This window comes from Candidatus Brocadiia bacterium (genome assembly GCA_041658285.1).
GTDB lineage: Bacteria > Planctomycetota > MHYJ01 > JACQXL01 > JACQXL01 > JBBAAP01.
The window spans coordinates 122,357-138,960 of sequence record JBBAAP010000002.1; the positions used below are offsets into that span (position 1 = coordinate 122,357).

The following is a 16,604-nucleotide window of genomic DNA, read 5'->3' on the forward strand; positions in this document are numbered from 1 at the left end:
ATGTGCTATATTATCAGTGGAGGTATGATATATGAAAAATAACACCTTGTCAACCGGGTTTACTCTTATTGAACTTATGGTGGTCATATCCATCATCGCCCTGCTGGCTGGCATCGGCATACCCACCATTATAAAGAGCCAGTTAAAAGCCAAAGAAGCCTTGGCCAAAACCGAGATTGCCGGCTTGGCCGGCGCTTTGTCTATGTATGAAACCGACAATGGCCGCTATCCCGAAGACGACGCCACCTTCTCCGGTAAACCGCTGGTCGACGCTCTTCAGGGTGATGCCATGTCCAGCCCGCCCAAACCGCCTTATTACCAATTCAAAAAAAGCCGGCTGGCCGACGGCGAATACAACAGCCCTCTTAATAAACCATATTACTACCGAGAAAATGCCTCTGAGAAAACCAAGACGGCCGAAATGCATAACGCATTCACCTTTGACATCTGGACCGAAAACGGAGCCGAAGAAAAAGATAAAATTAATAATTGGGATTAATCTATGCGAAAGAACAGAGGGTTTACATTAATTGAACTTCTAGTGGTTATCGCCATCATTGCCTTGTTGGCCAGCATGGTAGTCAACGGAGTGCAACGCGGCAAGGAACAAGCGCGGATAAAAGCCACCAGAGCGCTTGTCGAGAAAATACTTAACGCCATGGAAGAATATAAATCGGCATACTACGCCTATCCGCCATCCGAAGGTGAATACCCGGGAGCCAAGTCTCTATATCATTATCTGGGCACCCAGCTTGATAAGGCCGGCGGCTATGACCCAACCACCGGAGAAACCAGTAAAGAAAAATTCGGCCCGGCCGTGCCCGGCGGTTTTGGCAAAACCGAACTTTCCGGCGAGAAGGTCATTGACATCTGGGGAACCGAACTCTATTACAAAAATCCCGGTACGGACCATTCTGATGCCGGCGGTAAAAACAATAAAGATATCGTGGATATCGAATCATGGGGGCCAAACCAAAAAGACGACACGGACGGCGCCGCTGATAATGACGATATCAATAACTGGAAACTGGAAAAATAATGATACCAAGAAAATCATCGGGATTTACGCTTATCGAACTGCTGGTGGTAATGGCTATCATTGCCATCGCCGCAACCATAGCATGGATGTCAATACCAACCAGCAACGCCGTAAAACGGGCCGGCAATATCGTCAGTACGGTATTTATGAAAGCCAGCACACTGGCTATCAGCGAGCGAGCCGTGTATTTTATCTCCTTTGACAAAGAAAAATCATTGATGTCAATATACCGGAACGCCGAGGAGGACGAAACCGAGGGAGAAGAAAAGCTCGACAAGAAAACAGATATTATCGTGGGCGAGCAAATACAGCTGCCCAAGGGCGTTAAGTTTTCCAAAACTACGCCTCTATTCCAGCAGACCGAAACATACGTCGGATTCCGCCCCAGCGGCATGATGTTCCTACCCCAAGGCGTGGCTGACAAAGGGCTTAACCCGCCCGGCGAAGCTGACATCATCCTTGAACAGGAAAATAAAACCGGTAAGATGTATATTGATTACACCATTCTGACCGGCCGGGTGCGCAGAATAGTTTTTCAGAATAACTAAGAAATACGAATCGATTAGGAGAACCCAATGGGTAAGAAGAAAAACGGTCTGACGCTGATTGAAATACTGGTGGCCATGATCATATTGCTTATCGGAGTGGTCAGCGTTCTGTCTCTTTTCCCCAGCGCCATGCTCAGTACCAAAAGGTCACTCAACGATACCATCTCGGCCCGTATCGCTGAATCAGTCTGCAACGCCCTGACCATCGCCATGCGCACCTCGACCCCGTGCAATATCAAAGATAAAAAACCTGGTCAAGCCACCGTGGTCCACGACGGACTAACCGGAGCCGATTCCTCATATACCTTTGCCTTACCGCTTCCGGTTGACCCAGCCCCGGCTAAACCGCGACTGTTTTCACACCCAGCCGCCAATCCTTTGAATGCGGATAGCGCCTCGCCTGAACCAACCGGCGCTTTCCAACTGGGCTCGTCAGATTTCATTAAAAAGGTCATCGACAATATCAAATCGTCAGGCGACCCAACAGAGCTTTATGATCAATTCGCGTTCACCTTCACAGTCAGCCGGGTGGATGACGACCGCTTAGCCACCGAGACCGGCGACAGTTTTAAACCAATGCCGCTTTACCAATTCGGCGTAAAAATATATCGCGTCCCCAAAACATCGAGCTCTTCAAGTCCCAGCTCGACGGCGAAGCTTCCGGAAAAAGCGGAGAAAGTTTTTGTATTCAGAATCTCAGGCGGTTAAATTATGAAAATAACTAATACCCCGCTGACGACCCTAAGTCAAGCAACCGGCCAATACATATCAAAACTTAACGGCCTGGTCAGCGTAAAATCACGTCGGTCTGAAAACCGGCCCCGGTCGGGGTTCACCCTGATAGAAATAATGGTCGCCCTGGCCCTGATGGCTATGCTTATGGTTATCATCGCTACTATTTTCTCGAGCAGTTCAAAAATAACGACCGACGGATACGATATGTTATATATCTACAGCACGGCTCGGGCCGCAGTTGATTATATGGTTAAAGATATCAACGGATGCCTGCCGCTGGAAGGCGACCAGCAGAGGTTCGAACTGGGCGAAGACGCCCAGGGTACTGACGAATCCGCAGCCCGCGACTGGCTCCAGTTCCGAGCTACGGCCCAGACCAAGGACGGCGTCAAAGGCGTCCTGATAAAATATTACCTGGCCGAGGAAACCGACCCGACCATACTGGGCGAAGCTGGTTCAACCGCCGGCGCCGCCAAGACCGTCAAGTCTAAAAGCACCTTGTATGTACTCAATCGCAAAACATCCGACTTTGACGGTTCCAACGAGGAAATCACTGCGATGTGCCATTATATCCTATCGTTTAATATCGAATTCTTCGATACCGCCAGCAAAACTTACAAACAATTAAAGGAATCTAAATTCGATTATCCCATCGGCGACGCCAAGCCCGAAGACGAAAAATTGCCTCGCGGGCTGAGGTTCATCCTCCAGGTCGTGGCCAGCGCGGCCGAACGCAAGAGCCGGGCCATCATACATGAAGTCTATATTCCCATGGGGCAATAACCTATGCAAAGAATCCTGTTTTTCTCTGATACTCATCTAAATCCAACCCAATCTGAACGCATCGGATTCCTGGCCGATTTTATGGAAAAACAATCTAAAAATACCGATTTCTACATCCTGGGCGATTTGTTCGATATCTGGATCGGCCCGGGCCACATAAAACTCGGGGAATATCAGAATATCCTTAAAGAATTAAAAAAACTGTCGTCATCCGGAATTAACATAAACTTCATCCCCGGCAACCGCGATTATATGGTCGGACCGGAACTGACCGAGTCAACAGGCATCATCGTCCTATCCGAGATTTACGAGCTCAATGCCAACGGCAAAAAGATATTACTTACCCACGGCGACCTATTATGCACACAAGACAGGGATTACCAGCGCTACCGCCGGGTGATGCGCAGCGGCGTGGTCAAAACCATTACCCGCAGCCTACCTCATAGCGTCGGCCAAACCATCGGGCAGGGGCTTAAAAAAATGAGCGCCCGGAGCAAGGAAACCAAAACGCCTATGTCCAAGAATATTGTCATGGATACCGTTCAGTATTATTTCGACCTGTCGTTTGACGCCGTCATCTGCGGACATATCCACCAAGCGCAACATATCGAAGTGCCGACCAACGGCAAGACCAAACACCTTTTCGTCACCGGCCAGTTGGCGCCTGATACCAAAGGCGGCTTCAGCCTGCCTTATGTGACTATGATTAATGGGCAACTGGAATTGGTTCAATGACAGAATTGATTACCCGGGTTCACCTGTTGATATTGGTCATGACTCTCCGGTAAATAGTGTCCCCCATACCCAATTGCCCGTAAAAGTTCTTGCCGCATGACCAGATAGTCCCATCGGACCTAAGCCCGAGCGTATGGTTGCCACCGCAAACGGCTTTAACCCACAACACGTCGCTACCCACCCGGACCGGCTCGGTCCGGTTAACCGTATCATCCAGCCCGAGTTGCCCGTAAGTATTATCGCCCCAAGCCCAAAGCGTATTCCAGCCCGGACCATAGTATTCCTTGAGCGCCACAGTGTGATTCTGACCGCAAGAAATAAACTTCCAGTCGCTGTCAATGCCAACCTGTGTCGGAACCAACCGGTTGACGGTATCGCCCAAACCAAGCTGGCCTTTGTTGTTCAATCCCCAGGCCCAGAGCGTGCCATCTTTCTTTATAGCCACAGTATGGTCCGAACCACAGGCAATCGCTTCCCAGTCGATATCAGCGCCCACCTGTGTGAGCGTGTTGCGGTCCAGCATATCACCCAGACCGAGCTGGCCATAGAAATTATATCCGCAGGCCCAGAGCGTGCCCTCGGTCTTGGTCACCACGCTGTGCGCGTTACCGCAGGCCACGCCGGCGTACCCCATAACTATGCCCACCTGGACCGGCGAAATCCGGATGTTGTTATCGCCCGTGCCCAGCTGACCCTTGTCATTGGCGCCCCAGGCCCAGATCGTGTTATCCTGCTTAACGGCCATACCGTGCGACTGTCCGGCCACCGCATTAACCCAGTCCAACGCGTAATCAAGCTCGGTCAATACGGTGTGACTGTTGGCATCACCCACACCCAACTGGCCCAGCTCGTTCCGTCCGCAAACCCAGAGCGTGGAATAAATCTTCCGGGCCAGACTGTAATAACCGCCGCTGTAAATATCCATATAGTCGGCCAATCCAAACACCTTGACCGGAATATTCCGATCCGCTGTATCGTTGACGCCGGCGCCCAACTGGCCGTGGAAATTATATCCCCAGGTCCAAACCGTCCGGTCATCCTTCAGGGCGACGCTGTGCTCCATCCCGCCGGCTATGCTCATCCAATCGTTAAAGGTCAGGCACAAACCTTCGTTGGAATACTCGCTTTCCCAAAAACCCTTATAGGCCTTGACCCGGTAATAATAAACCGTGTTGGGCGCCACCGAAGTATCGCTAAAATACCTGCTGTCAGGCGGAAGTAAAGCAAGAACTTCGTAGTCGCCGTCCAGACCGGTCCGGCGTTCAATTTTATATGATTCCTCATCGTTGGCATTATCGCGCCAGGAAACAATCGCCTTATGGGCCGAGACCGGATAAGCGCCCAGTTCTGACGGCGTATATGGGCTTGTCCGCATGTATTGGCCATCTACGACTGACGAATCATACCACCATAAATCATTGCGGTATCTGGTACCGTTATAACCGCCGAACATAACGGCCCGGGTGCCGTTCCAGACCATCTGGTGGCCTTCGCGCGGGTCAGGCGCGCCGACGCTACCCGAGGCGATTCGCATAGACCAGGCATTGGTCAACGGGTCATACCACCACAGATCGCTCCGGTGCGCCCCATCGTAGCCACCGAACATAATGGCCCGGAACCCGTTCCAAATCATCTGATGTCCGGAACGCTCCGAAGGCATCAACCCGGCTCCGGGCACTCTCTGCGGCTGCCAGACACTATTAGACGGGTCAAACCACCACAGGTCTCCGTAATACTGAGCGCCCCAACCGCCGAACATAAGCGCGTATTTGCCATCCCAGGCAAATTGGTAACCGCCCCGGCTGTAAGGCCAGGCCTCCGCGTCCGGCACGATTACCTGCGTCCAGCTGTTAGTCTTGGGCGAATACCACCACAAATCATCCAGCGGCGTGGTGCCCGACAGCCCGCCGAACATAACCACCAGCAAACCATCGTAAAACATCCGGTGATAACTCCGGGCCGGCGGCGTCCCACCTGAACCGTTAGGTATCTTTTCAGTCCAGGTATTGGATATCGGCTCGAACCACCACAGGTCGTTCATATCACTGGCGCCGTTGCGCCCGCCGAAAACGATGAACTCCTTACCGTCCCAGACCGCCGCGTGCCCGGCCCGGCCGGCCGGCGGCCCGCCCGCTGTCACCGCCGATTCCCAGGTATTGCTCAACGGATAATAAAACCATGTGTCGTTGTAATAGGCCGAAGCATCACGCCCGCCGAACATAATGATTTTATTGCCGTCCCAGACCATCTGATGATAAGCCCGGGCCGACGGAGTGGTTGTATCGAAATGCTCTATCTTGACGGTCCAGGAATAAACCGGCGCGCTGCTGCCGCTGTTATGCCTTTTCTTGCCACACATGCCGCCGTAACCGGCCAGCATCGCGACGAAAAGAATAACTACAAGCCCTATTTTTAACCGGACTGATTTATGCATAAATCCGGATGCCATAACTGCCGGTTATTTGCGCTTTTCCAACTCGGGCTTATTGACGTTACCAAGTTGCGGGATCTTTGCAATCATATCCTGCCATTTCAACCCGGTCAAAGCCTCCAGCACCGGCGGCAGCTGGGCAATGATATTGGTCACGTCTTTGGTCACCTTGGAAGCTCCGGCTGAATCGCCGCCCTGATTAACAATGACAATCTTTTCCGTCTTGGACAAAGGTTCGGCAATCGCCTTGGCAATCTCAGGCAATTTTTCCATAACTAACTGAATCACGGCCGCTTCGTTATAAGCCTTCCAGGATTCGGCCTTGCGTGACATCGCCTCGGCTTCGGAATAACCGGTAGCCTTGATGACATCGGCGCTGGCCAGACCACGTGCCCGGTTGGCCTCAGCCTCACCAATACCGATGTTCTTGGTGGCATTGGCCTGGCCTTCGGCCTCGGTCATCAGCTTGAACCGCTGGGCGTTGGCCAACGTCTCTATCCTGTATTTTTCCGCGTCGGCCGGACGGGAAACGGTCGCTTCCAGTTCCTTCTGCCTGCGCGTTATTTCCTTCTCCTGGACGTCAATCATCCGTTCCTTTTCCACCACCATAACCTGGACTTCTTCAGCCTTGACGGCCTGGTTGGTCTTGTACTTCTGCAGGTCGTAAGCCAGGTCGGCCTCGGCCTTTTTCTGGTTGATGTTCATCTGGTATCCGGCCTTCTTAACCTCGAAACTCTGGTTGGATTCGGCCACCTTGGTATCAGCCGCAAACTTGGCTTCCTGCCCGGCCTGGTTGGCCTGGGAACTCTTGATTATCGAATCACGGTCAGCCTCAGCCTGAGCAATAATGGCGTCTCGTTTGACCTGAGCGATGCGCGGCTTACCCAATGCCTCTAAATAACCGTGGTCGTCCTTGATGTCACGCAAGGTAAACGAGTCAATGGTCAACCCCATATTGCCCAGATCGCCGCCCGTGACTTCTTGGACCTTCTGGGCAAATGCGTCACGGTTTTTATAAATATCCTCCACGGTCAACGTACCGACAATGGCCCGAAGATGTCCTTCGACCGTCTGCAAAGCTATGTTCTTTATCTCTTCCTCGCTCCGGCCCAAGAACCTTTCGGCCGCGGTCCGGATAGCCAGATCCTCGCCTTTAATTTTAACCTGGGCCACGCCATCCACGTTGATGGAAACGCCAATTATGGTGTAGACCTCCTTGAGTCGGACATCAAGTGTCATCAGTTCCAGCGACAGGATATCGGCCTTTTCGAATATCGGCCAGACGAACGTGCCACCGCCCTTTACCAGCCTGAAACCAACGGACCGGCCGTCAAAGGTCTTATGCCGCCGTCCGGAAATAACCATAGCTTGGTTCGGACCGACCTTGGTATAACGGTTGGAATACATCCTCAACAGCAGGAGTAATACAATGATAGTAACAACAACGCTCGTGGCCACCCATCCAAATCCTTCCATAACGTACTCCTTTCAATATTGGTATATTCTAATTTGTATCTTATAAAATCTTGGAACTCTCCGCCGGTTTGACGAAAAACGTATTACCGACTATTTTCTCTATGGTTACAACAGAATGCGCTTTGATTTCGGTTTTATAGGCAGAACGGGCCGACGCGGTATAACGTGTTTCCTTGGCCACGTAAGCCACCTCGCCCAAACCTTCAACCGGGATAGTGGTAATAACCTCGGCTTCCAATCCGACCATCTCAACCTGGCGTGATTCACTGCTGCCCTGGGTGGCTTTGAATAATGCCGCAAACAGGAAGAAAGTAACGCCGGCGGTTACGATACCGCCCAACACCGCCACAGGAATGCTGGCATAAACCGAGAACTTAAAGAACTTAAGGCAGACCATGCCCATACCGCCGAAAGCGGTCACGAACATAGCGATGATTACCGGACTGAGCGGTGAAAAGTGGATGGCACCGGAATCCGCCCCGCCGGTATCCATGTGGCCGGCCACGTCGTGGCTAGCATCAAAGCCGCCCGATTCCGGACCGCCCTCGTGACCACCGCCAAAAATCCCGCTAAAAATCGTGGAAATAACCGCATAGGCCAAACCAAGAATAAAACACCCGATAAAAACCAGCTCAATCATAGGCATAACTTTACTCCTTTATGTTCAAGGCGGATTAATCACCTTAATCTTTTAGGTCTTGGTTGATTCCCTTTGGCCGGATTGGTTATCTGCTTGGCAAAATCTTCAAAAGAGTCCGGCTTACCGGTCGTCCCGCCTGACCGGCCGTCAGTTCGGGCAGGCTGTTGCTGTGCCGGCCTTGGCCGGGCAGACTGCTGTGCCACCAAACGGTGCGCCTCATCCTGCGCCAGGTCGGCCGTGGGAATCTCCGTCTCAGTATGAACAACCCCGGCCTGCGTCGTTTGAGCCAGGCTGTGATGAACCTCTTTCAGTTCGCCCGTTTCGGAGTTAATCATCAGCCCGTAGACAGGTATCTCCTGCGGGATGATGTCCGACTGCCGGACAGACTCGACCACCTTGCGGACGTTGTTTTCCTCGTCGTTAATAACGCCGAACCATTCGCGCAGGTCGTCGGCCTTTATCATCTCACGAGTTTTGTTGTATTTCTTGAACGAATCGGTCAGCTTGGCCACGTCAATGCGCATGCCGCAATGAGTATGGCCGATAATGGCAACTTCCTTGGCGCCGACCACGTAGATAGCCACGGCCAGCGAGCGGAGCACGCTGTTATCGAAGGATGTGATGGTATTGCCGGCGTTCTGGATAAAAACCGCCTCGCCCCGTTTCAGTCCCAGCGCCTTGTTGATGAAATCCATCAGTTCGCAACACGTGCAGGTTACGATAGCCCAGCGGCAACGAGACTTGATTTCTGACAGCGACTGCGCCGGTGTATTCTTCATAAACTCCCGACTGACTTTGATAAACTGCTCTAAAGACATAAAAAACTCCTGCTATTCTTATAGTCATTCTGAAAGATTAGTCAATATTTACAGCTAAAATACTTGATAAATCACCAAAATTAATTTCCAATGCTGATTTAATTGTTTTAATTTATCCGGCAATGAGATAAGAGAAAGAATCATGCAACTAACAGTTAAAGATGCCGCTAAGTTCCTGAATATCCCCGAAAAAACCATATATCGCATGATAAAAAATGGCGAGATACCTGCTTGCCAAGTTTTAGACCAATTCCGTTTCAATAAATCGGAGCTTTTAGAGTGGGCATTAGAGCGCAAGATTAATGTAAATCTGGACAGCTTTTCACAGGAAACCGAACTGGGCGCAAATACCCCTTTACCAACCATATCCGATGCCTTACGTGAAGGTGGTGTTTTTTACCGCGTCGGAGGGAAGGATATGCAGTCTGTTCTGCAATCCATAGTTAAGATATTAAATCTCCCCGAAAGCATAAACCGCGAATTACTTCTAAAGGTGCTGTTGGCGCGGGAATCATTGGCTTCCACCGGAATAGGCGGTGGCATCGCTATACCGCATGTGCGCAACCCGATAATTGTGCAATCCGCTAAACCACAAATCGCATTATGCTTCCCGGGAAACCCTGTTGATTTCCATGCCATAGACGGGAAACCTGTTTCCGCTCTTTTCGTTTTAATCTGCCCCAATATTCGGTTACATCTTTATCTTCTTTCCCGCCTGGCATTTATACTACAGAATGAGTCTTTCAAAGAAGTCTTAAAGCGCCAAGGACTGAGCAATGAAATATTCAGCGTGCTGAACGACATTGACACCAACCCCGTTAAAAACGAGGAGAGCGCCGCAGAATGATATTATTTATTTTCGCATTACTTATTCTGCTTTTGGGCGGTATCGGTTCATTGCTAATGAGCCATACGCCGCGCATCGGATTTAAGATCGGAAGTTACGGCGCTATTGCCGGCTCTTTAATCGGGCTTATTTCTACCATATTAATGCTTATTAATGGACTTACAGAAACAGCTGTTTTCAACTGGGGCATACCGGGTGCCGAAATATCACTTGAAATCGACGGCCTTTCGGGCTTTTTCCTCACGGCTATTTTCTTCCTGTCCACCCTGTCGGGCATTTACGGCTCGGGATATTTGGATGCCCTGGCAAAAAAAGCCGCCCGGTCATGGTTCTGGTTTAACTGGTTGATTATCAGCATGGCCATTGTCGTGGCGTCCAGAAATACCATCCTATTCTTGTTCAGCTGGGAAATCATGTCCCTGTCCTCATTTTTCCTGGTTATATTTGATGGAGAAAACGAGGCAAGCAGGGATTCAGCCTGGATTTATCTTATCGCCACCCATATAGGAACAGCGTTTTTAACCGTTATGTTTCTTATCGCCGGAAGCCAAACCGGTTCGTTTGATTTCAACGGTTTGAGTAATACACATCTATACGGTAAATATTTTGCAGACCTGTTTTTTATCTTTTCCGTCATCGGGTTCGGCGTAAAGGCCGGGTTCTTCCCAATGCATGTATGGCTACCGGAAGCACATCCGGCCGCGCCATCTCATGTTTCCGCATTGATGTCTGGGGTAATGATTAAAACCGGCATTTACGCGCTGATTAGATTCGTGCTTATTTCCGGGACTATCCCGGCTTGGTGGGGTTTTGCTCTGGTTATTATCGGGATATCATCGGGCATTTTGGGCGTGATATTCGCGCTCGCCCAGCATGATATAAAACGGTTACTAGCCTACCACAGCATGGAAAATATCGGAATCATCTGCCTGGGACTCGGCATCGGACTGCTCGGAATAAGCTATAACCAGCCGGTCATGGTTTTCTTGGGATTGGCCGGAGGCCTGATGCATGTATTAAACCATTCCCTCTTCAAGGGTTTGCTGTTTCTCAGCGCCGGCGCGGTAATGCATTCCACTCACGAACGGAATATTGAAAAGCTGGGCGGCTTGCTGAAAAGGATGCCCGTAACAGGCGCCTCGTTCCTGATAGGCGCCATCGCCATATGCGGACTTCCGCCTTTAAACGGGTTCATCAGCGAGTGGCTGATTTTCTCGGCTGCGTTACAGGGTGTTTTGGCAAATACTTACCATCTTATGATACCGTCCATATCCGTGATAATCGCGCTGGTAATAATCGGCGGATTGGCCCTGGCCTGTTTTACCAAAGCTTTCGGGATAGGTTTCCTGGGCGAGCCCCGTAACAAAGCAGCCGCCCAGGCGCATGACCCCGGCACCAGCATGAAATTCCCCATGCTGGCCATATCATTAGCCTGTATCGCCATCGGAGTTTACCCGCTGTTTTTCATTTCGGCCATATCAAAGGTATTTGCATTGACAAACGGCCTGGCCATTTACAGCATATTACCCAAGGATACGGCCGCATCAATGCAGGCCATCTCCCTGTCGTTTGTCTGCTTGATTCTCCTTATCACGGCCATTGTGGTTTTCCGCAAATATTTATCCCCAAAGGCAAAAGCCCAAAAAACCGTAACCTGGGATTGCGGATATGCGCAGCCGAACAGCCGGATGCAGTATACCGCATCCTCGTTTGCCCAGCCGTTTTTGCCGTTGATAGGTTTCTTCCAGAAACTGTCCTATGACCGGAAATTACCCGAAGGCGTATTCCCTTCGGAGGCACATTTTGAATCACACAGCGCGGATATAGCCCGGGCGATACTTTTCAATCCCCTTTTCCGAATCGCATATAACTTGCTTCACCGGATAAAAGTGATGCAGCAAGGACGGGTCCAGATTTATGTGCTCTATATCGCGCTGACTTTGCTGTTACTGATTATTTTCGGCATGTAAAATTAATTTATGAACGGATATTCGCTAATAAACATATTCCTGGCCCTGATATGCGCCCCATTCCTGTTAAGCATCATCAACAGGGTCAAAGCTTTCTGGGCCGGCCGGCATGGCCAGCCGCTCTTACAGCCGTATTACGACCTCATTAAACTGCTCCAAAAAGAATCTGTTTACAGCCGGACCACCACCTGGGTCTTTGCGGCCGGACCGGTCGGCGGCCTGGCTATCGCGCTGTTATTGATTACATTAATCCCGCTGGCCGGCATTCCGGCGCTGTTCTCTTTCCGGGGCGATATTTTCCTGCTGATATATCTCCTGGCGCTGCTGAGATTCTTAACCATCATCTCCGCCCTGGATACCGGCTCCAGCTTCGAAGGCATGGGCGCCAGCCGTGAATCTTTCTTCTCGGCCATGGCCGAACCGGCCTTCGCCATCGGACTGATTGCACTGGTGAAAATGACCGGCCAGACATCGCTTTCCGGCTGTTTCACCCACTTTTCATTTGCCTTATGGAACGATATTTCGGCGCCGCTCCTGCTGGTGCTCAGCGCCTGGGTCATTGTTTTCCTGGTCGAAAACGCCCGGATACCTATTGACGACCCAAACACGCATCTGGAACTTACCATGATACACGAGGTCATGGTCCTTGACCACAGCGGACCTGATTTCGCGTTTATCCAATACACCTCATCGCTGAAAATGTGGGTATTGGGAATGTTGTTGATTAATGTTTTAGTGCCGTTCCATACCGGAAAAATAATTATTGACCTGCTCATAGCCATCGGGTCATTATTCCTTTTAGCGACGCTTATCGGGATTATAGAATCGGTAATGGCCCGATTACGGTTGGTGCGGATACCCCAGCTGCTTATCGTTGCCGGGACATTTTCCATCCTGGCATTTATATTAATCATCCGGAGCCAAATTACATGAACGATATTATACTGTCTGTAGTGATATTAACCGACCTGGCTCTTTTGGGAACAAGCCGGCTGGCCTATTCCATTTCCTTATTGGCGTTCCAGGGAATAATAGTCGGTTTGCTGCCGGTCTCCTTCGGACACCAGCTTACGATTAGAACGGCCTTAATGGCCATAATGATTATCATCATAAAAGGCGGTGTTTTTCCCAAAATACTGACTAACGCCCTGCGGGAAGTCAATATCAGGCATGAATCCGAACCATACATCGGTTATGTCGCATCCTCTTTTGCGGGCATAGTCCTGCTGGGAATCTCTTTCTGGCTCGGCGCCACCATGCCTATTCCAACGGCTGTGGCCGGCACTAATATCGTAATCCCCGCGTCTATTTTCACGATACTAACCGGCCTGTTCCTTATTATCAGCCGGAAAAATGCCGTCACCCTGGTCATCGGCTATCTGACCATCGAAAACGGCATTGCCGCTTTCGGCCTGGCCATGGTTTCAGGCATCCCGTTCCTTATCGAACTGGGAATCCTGCTTGACGCTTTTACCGCGGTCTTTGTGATGGCCATAATTATTTACCATATTAACCTGGAATTCAACACCATAGATTCCGACCACTTAAGCTCTTTAAAAGGATAAACAAGGTATGACCCTGAATTATTTATTTTGGCTTCTGCTTATTTTACCGGCCCTGGGCAGCCTTTTATGCTACATCTTCAAATCGGCCGACGCCGTGATGAATTTCGTTGCCTATGGCATGTCCCTGCTGTCCGCGCTCGTTTTTATCTTCTGTTACTCTGTCCTTAAAACCGGCCCGGTCAGCTTTGCCGGCCAATGGTTCTACATAGACACCCTTTCGGCGCTTCATTTAGTGGTTATGGCCGTTATTTTCGGGCTCAACTCGCTCTACGCCCGGATTTACTTCCTTAACGGCCCGGCCGGGAAACCGATTAACCTGGACACCGCGCGCAAATTCGGCGCCCTCTGGTTCGGCACACTCACAGCCATCGAACTGGTTTTGTTCTCCAACAATCTGGGCGTAATGTGGGTCGGGCTTGAAGCGGTCACCCTGATTACCGCTTTCCTGATATGCCTGCATGTCACGCCGGTTTCATTGGAAGCCACCTGGAAATACCTGATAGTCTGTTCCGTCGGCGTAGCCTTTGCTTTTATGGGCATCCTGCTCATCGGCGCCGCATCTTCCTTCGCCGACAAGAGCTCCCTGAGGTTCCTGAACTGGACGGAGCTAAAAACGCATGCCGCATCCTTCGACCCCAAGATAATAAAACTGGCTTTTATCTTCCTGTTTGTCGGCTACGGAACCAAGGCCGGCCTGGCGCCGATGCATAGCTGGCTCCCCGATGCGCACAGCCAGGCTCCGGCGCCCGTCTCAGCCCTATTCTCGGGGTTCCTGCTCAACTCCGCCCTATACTGCATCATGAGGTTTATCCCAATCGTCGAACCTGCCGCCGGTGCAGCCTGGGTCAAGCACATCCTGCTTTTCTTCGGACTATTCTCAATCCTGGTTTCCGCCGCATTCATCGTCACCCAACATAACCTGAAACGACTCTTGGCATACTGCAGCGTCGAACATATCGGAATCATCACGGTCGGGCTGGGCCTCGGCCCGCTCGGCGCCTTTGCCGCGCTTTTCCACTCGATTAACCACTCGCTGGCCAAAACGCTCAGTTTCTGGAGCGCCGGCCATGTCGGCAAGATATACGGCACATACGATATGAGAAACATCTCGGGCGTGCTGAAAACGGCCCCGCTATGGGGAATCGGATTGCTGGGCAGTTCACTGGCGCTCATCGGCGTCGCCCCATTCGCGATTTTCCTGAGCGAATTCTTCATACTCAAGGCCGCCGCCCAGGCCAAAGACTACGTCACCTTGGCCCTTTCCCTGGCAGGCGCCGGAATGATATTCATCGGTATGCTCCGTATGGTTATCAATATGTCATACGGCGCGGCTCAAAGCACGAAGAACAAAACCTCTGTCACCTTCTCCGAAGTCGTCATTGTCGGCATCCCCTTAGCAGCGCTTTTAATACTGGGTTTATGGATGCCCCAGGCTCTTCGGGATGTCCTGACTGACGCGGCAAAGATTATATGGAGCGGCAATATATGAAACGGTTTCTGGAGATAAAACCATCAATCGCGGTCCCGATGGCGGAACTGCCGGCGCTGGAGTTCAATGATTTCAGGGAACACATCATTGAATCCATCCATCAGGGCCGCCGTTTAGCGGCCTTTTACGGCTCCGGCGACAGTTCCGGCAAGGTCAGGATTATCGCCGTATTGGCCGACGACCAAAACGGATTGTTATACGCGGCATCATCTTTCCCCGGGGATTCGTTTGATTCACTCACCTCGGACTGCCCACAAGCGCATTGGTTCGAGCGCGAAATAGCCGAACAATGGTCCGTAAAACCCGAAGGCCATCCCTGGCTTAAACCCATCCGATTCCATACCGCATACCGGGACGGAAAAAAAACCAGCGGCACTCCCCGGCAACCGGAACCAGTCTGCGGCACAACCGGATTCTTCCAGGTCAGCGGCGACGAAATCCACGAGGTCGCGGTCGGCCCGGTCCACGCCGGTATTATCGAGCCCGGCCATTTCCGGTTCCAATGCCACGGCGAAGACGTATTGCACCTGGAAATCTCGCTGGGCTACCAGCATCGCGGCATCGAACGCCGTTTGATTGGCGGACCGGACAAGAAAACCGCCCACTATATGGAAACACTGGCCGGCGACACGACCATCGGCCATACGCTGGCATATTGCCAGGCAATCGAAGCTCTGTCCGGCTTGTCCGTGCCGGCGCGCGGGCAAGTTCTGCGCGCCATCGCGCTGGAACTGGAGCGTATCGCCAACCACGTCGGCGACCTGGGCGCGCTGGCCGGAGACGTGGCATTCCTGCCCACCGCTTCTTACTGCGGCCGGATTCGCGGCGATTTCCTTAATATGACCGCCGTCTTGTGCGGCAACCGCTTCGGGCGCGGACTTGTCCGACCGGGCGGAATTATGCATAACATAGACGAAAGACAAATACAAGAGATTGGACAACGGCTTCTCAATGCGGAACAGGACACCCTATCGGCCGTCAACCTCCTCTGGAGCAACAGTTCCGTTATGGCCCGGTTTGAGGAAACCGGCGTCGTCTCCAAATCAACCGCGGAAACGACCGGCCTGGTCGGCGTGGCCGCCAGGGCCAGCGGGCTGGAACGCGATATCCGGCGCGATTTCCCGCAGGGCTACTACCAATACGCTCATATACCCGTTTCCACCTGGAACAACGGCGACGTCTTCGCCCGGGCATTTGTGCGCTGGATGGAAATACAACGGTCTATCGCATTTATAAAGGAACAAATAAAATCCATCCCGGGCGGACCGATTTCGGTGCCGGAAGCCACACTAAAACCGGATTCATTGGTGGTTTCACTGACAGAAGGCTGGCGCGGAGAAATCTGCCACTGCATCATCACGGACCGTGCCGGCCGGGTCGGTCATTACAAGGTAATCGACCCGTCGTTCCATAACTGGTTCGGGCTGGCGCTGGCATTGCGGAACCAGCAGATATCCGACTTCCCGCTGTGCAACAAGAGTTTTAACCTGTCCTATTGCGGACACGATTTGTAATATTTAGTATACAA

16 protein-coding genes are annotated in these 16,604 nt (G+C 51.6%); 12 read left to right on the top strand and 4 right to left on the bottom strand.

The features are described 5' to 3' along the window. Positions 1–31 precede the first annotated feature (31 nt). From WC980_02550 to WC980_02575, 6 genes are read left to right on the top strand one after another with little or no spacing between them, the layout of a single operon-like run. The gene (locus tag WC980_02550) at positions 32–499 is read left to right on the top strand and encodes a type II secretion system protein GspG (protein MFA5793940.1); all 468 of its coding nucleotides are present in this window, start codon (positions 32–34) and stop codon (positions 497–499) included. A gap of 3 nt (positions 500–502) precedes the next feature. After that, on the top strand, positions 503–1,039 hold the full coding sequence (locus WC980_02555; GenBank protein MFA5793941.1) for a type II secretion system protein: 537 nt from the start codon (positions 503–505) through the stop codon (positions 1,037–1,039). Continuing rightward, positions 1,039–1,587, top strand: a complete 549-nt coding sequence (locus tag WC980_02560; protein ID MFA5793942.1) for a prepilin-type N-terminal cleavage/methylation domain-containing protein — start codon at positions 1,039–1,041, stop codon at positions 1,585–1,587. Before WC980_02555 ends, WC980_02560 begins: the two co-directional genes overlap by 1 nt. Positions 1,588–1,614: 27 nt before the next feature. Next, positions 1,615–2,295, top strand: coding sequence for a prepilin-type N-terminal cleavage/methylation domain-containing protein (locus WC980_02565; GenBank protein ID MFA5793943.1), 681 nt, complete (start codon positions 1,615–1,617; stop codon positions 2,293–2,295). A gap of 3 nt (positions 2,296–2,298) precedes the next feature. After that, the gene (locus WC980_02570; GenBank protein MFA5793944.1) at positions 2,299–3,105 is read left to right on the top strand and encodes a prepilin-type N-terminal cleavage/methylation domain-containing protein; all 807 of its coding nucleotides are present in this window, start codon (positions 2,299–2,301) and stop codon (positions 3,103–3,105) included. Between the two features lie 3 nt (positions 3,106–3,108). Next, entirely contained in the window at positions 3,109–3,840 is a 732-nt protein-coding gene (locus WC980_02575) for a UDP-2,3-diacylglucosamine diphosphatase (protein ID MFA5793945.1), read from the top strand. A 19-nt stretch (positions 3,841–3,859) separates the two neighbouring features. Here the strand turns inward: WC980_02575 and WC980_02580 are convergent, their stop codons facing one another. The 4 genes from WC980_02580 to WC980_02595 are packed head-to-tail and all read right to left on the bottom strand — an operon-like array spanning position 3,860 to position 9,205. Then, positions 3,860–6,289 carry a kelch repeat-containing protein gene (locus tag WC980_02580; GenBank protein ID MFA5793946.1) on the bottom strand — a complete coding sequence of 810 codons (2,430 nt, stop codon included), beginning with the start codon at positions 6,287–6,289 and terminating at the stop codon, positions 3,860–3,862. Positions 6,290–6,298: 9 nt separating this feature from the next. After that, positions 6,299–7,747 carry an SPFH domain-containing protein gene (locus WC980_02585; protein ID MFA5793947.1) on the bottom strand — a complete coding sequence of 483 codons (1,449 nt, stop codon included), beginning with the start codon at positions 7,745–7,747 and terminating at the stop codon, positions 6,299–6,301. Positions 7,748–7,787: 40 nt separating this feature from the next. Beyond that, positions 7,788–8,393: an NfeD family protein gene (locus WC980_02590; protein MFA5793948.1), complete on the bottom strand. Its 606-nt coding sequence runs from the start codon at positions 8,391–8,393 to the stop codon at positions 7,788–7,790. Between the two features lie 32 nt (positions 8,394–8,425). Continuing rightward, positions 8,426–9,205 carry a carbonic anhydrase gene (locus WC980_02595; GenBank protein MFA5793949.1) on the bottom strand — a complete coding sequence of 260 codons (780 nt, stop codon included), beginning with the start codon at positions 9,203–9,205 and terminating at the stop codon, positions 8,426–8,428. A gap of 142 nt (positions 9,206–9,347) precedes the next feature. Here WC980_02595 and WC980_02600 point away from each other — a divergent pair, with 142 nt between their 5' ends. Genes WC980_02600 through WC980_02625 form a run of 6 tightly spaced genes read left to right on the top strand, consistent with a single transcriptional unit; the run spans position 9,348 to position 16,590 of the window. Further along, positions 9,348–10,052 carry a PTS sugar transporter subunit IIA gene (locus tag WC980_02600; protein ID MFA5793950.1) on the top strand — a complete coding sequence of 235 codons (705 nt, stop codon included), beginning with the start codon at positions 9,348–9,350 and terminating at the stop codon, positions 10,050–10,052. After that, positions 10,049–12,022 carry a proton-conducting transporter membrane subunit gene (locus WC980_02605; protein MFA5793951.1) on the top strand — a complete coding sequence of 658 codons (1,974 nt, stop codon included), beginning with the start codon at positions 10,049–10,051 and terminating at the stop codon, positions 12,020–12,022. Before WC980_02600 ends, WC980_02605 begins: the two co-directional genes overlap by 4 nt. A 9-nt stretch (positions 12,023–12,031) precedes the next feature. Next, positions 12,032–12,955, top strand: coding sequence for an NADH-quinone oxidoreductase subunit H (locus WC980_02610; GenBank protein ID MFA5793952.1), 924 nt, complete (start codon positions 12,032–12,034; stop codon positions 12,953–12,955). Then, complete coding sequence (locus WC980_02615; GenBank protein MFA5793953.1) at positions 12,952–13,587, top strand: NADH-quinone oxidoreductase subunit K; 636 nt, start codon at positions 12,952–12,954, stop codon at positions 13,585–13,587. Before WC980_02610 ends, WC980_02615 begins: the two co-directional genes overlap by 4 nt. Positions 13,588–13,594: 7 nt before the next feature. Next, entirely contained in the window at positions 13,595–15,076 is a 1,482-nt protein-coding gene (locus WC980_02620; protein ID MFA5793954.1) for a proton-conducting transporter membrane subunit, read from the top strand. Continuing rightward, on the top strand, positions 15,073–16,590 hold the full coding sequence (locus tag WC980_02625) for an NADH-quinone oxidoreductase subunit C (protein ID MFA5793955.1): 1,518 nt from the start codon (positions 15,073–15,075) through the stop codon (positions 16,588–16,590). Before WC980_02620 ends, WC980_02625 begins: the two co-directional genes overlap by 4 nt. Positions 16,591–16,604: the final 14 nt, after the last annotated feature.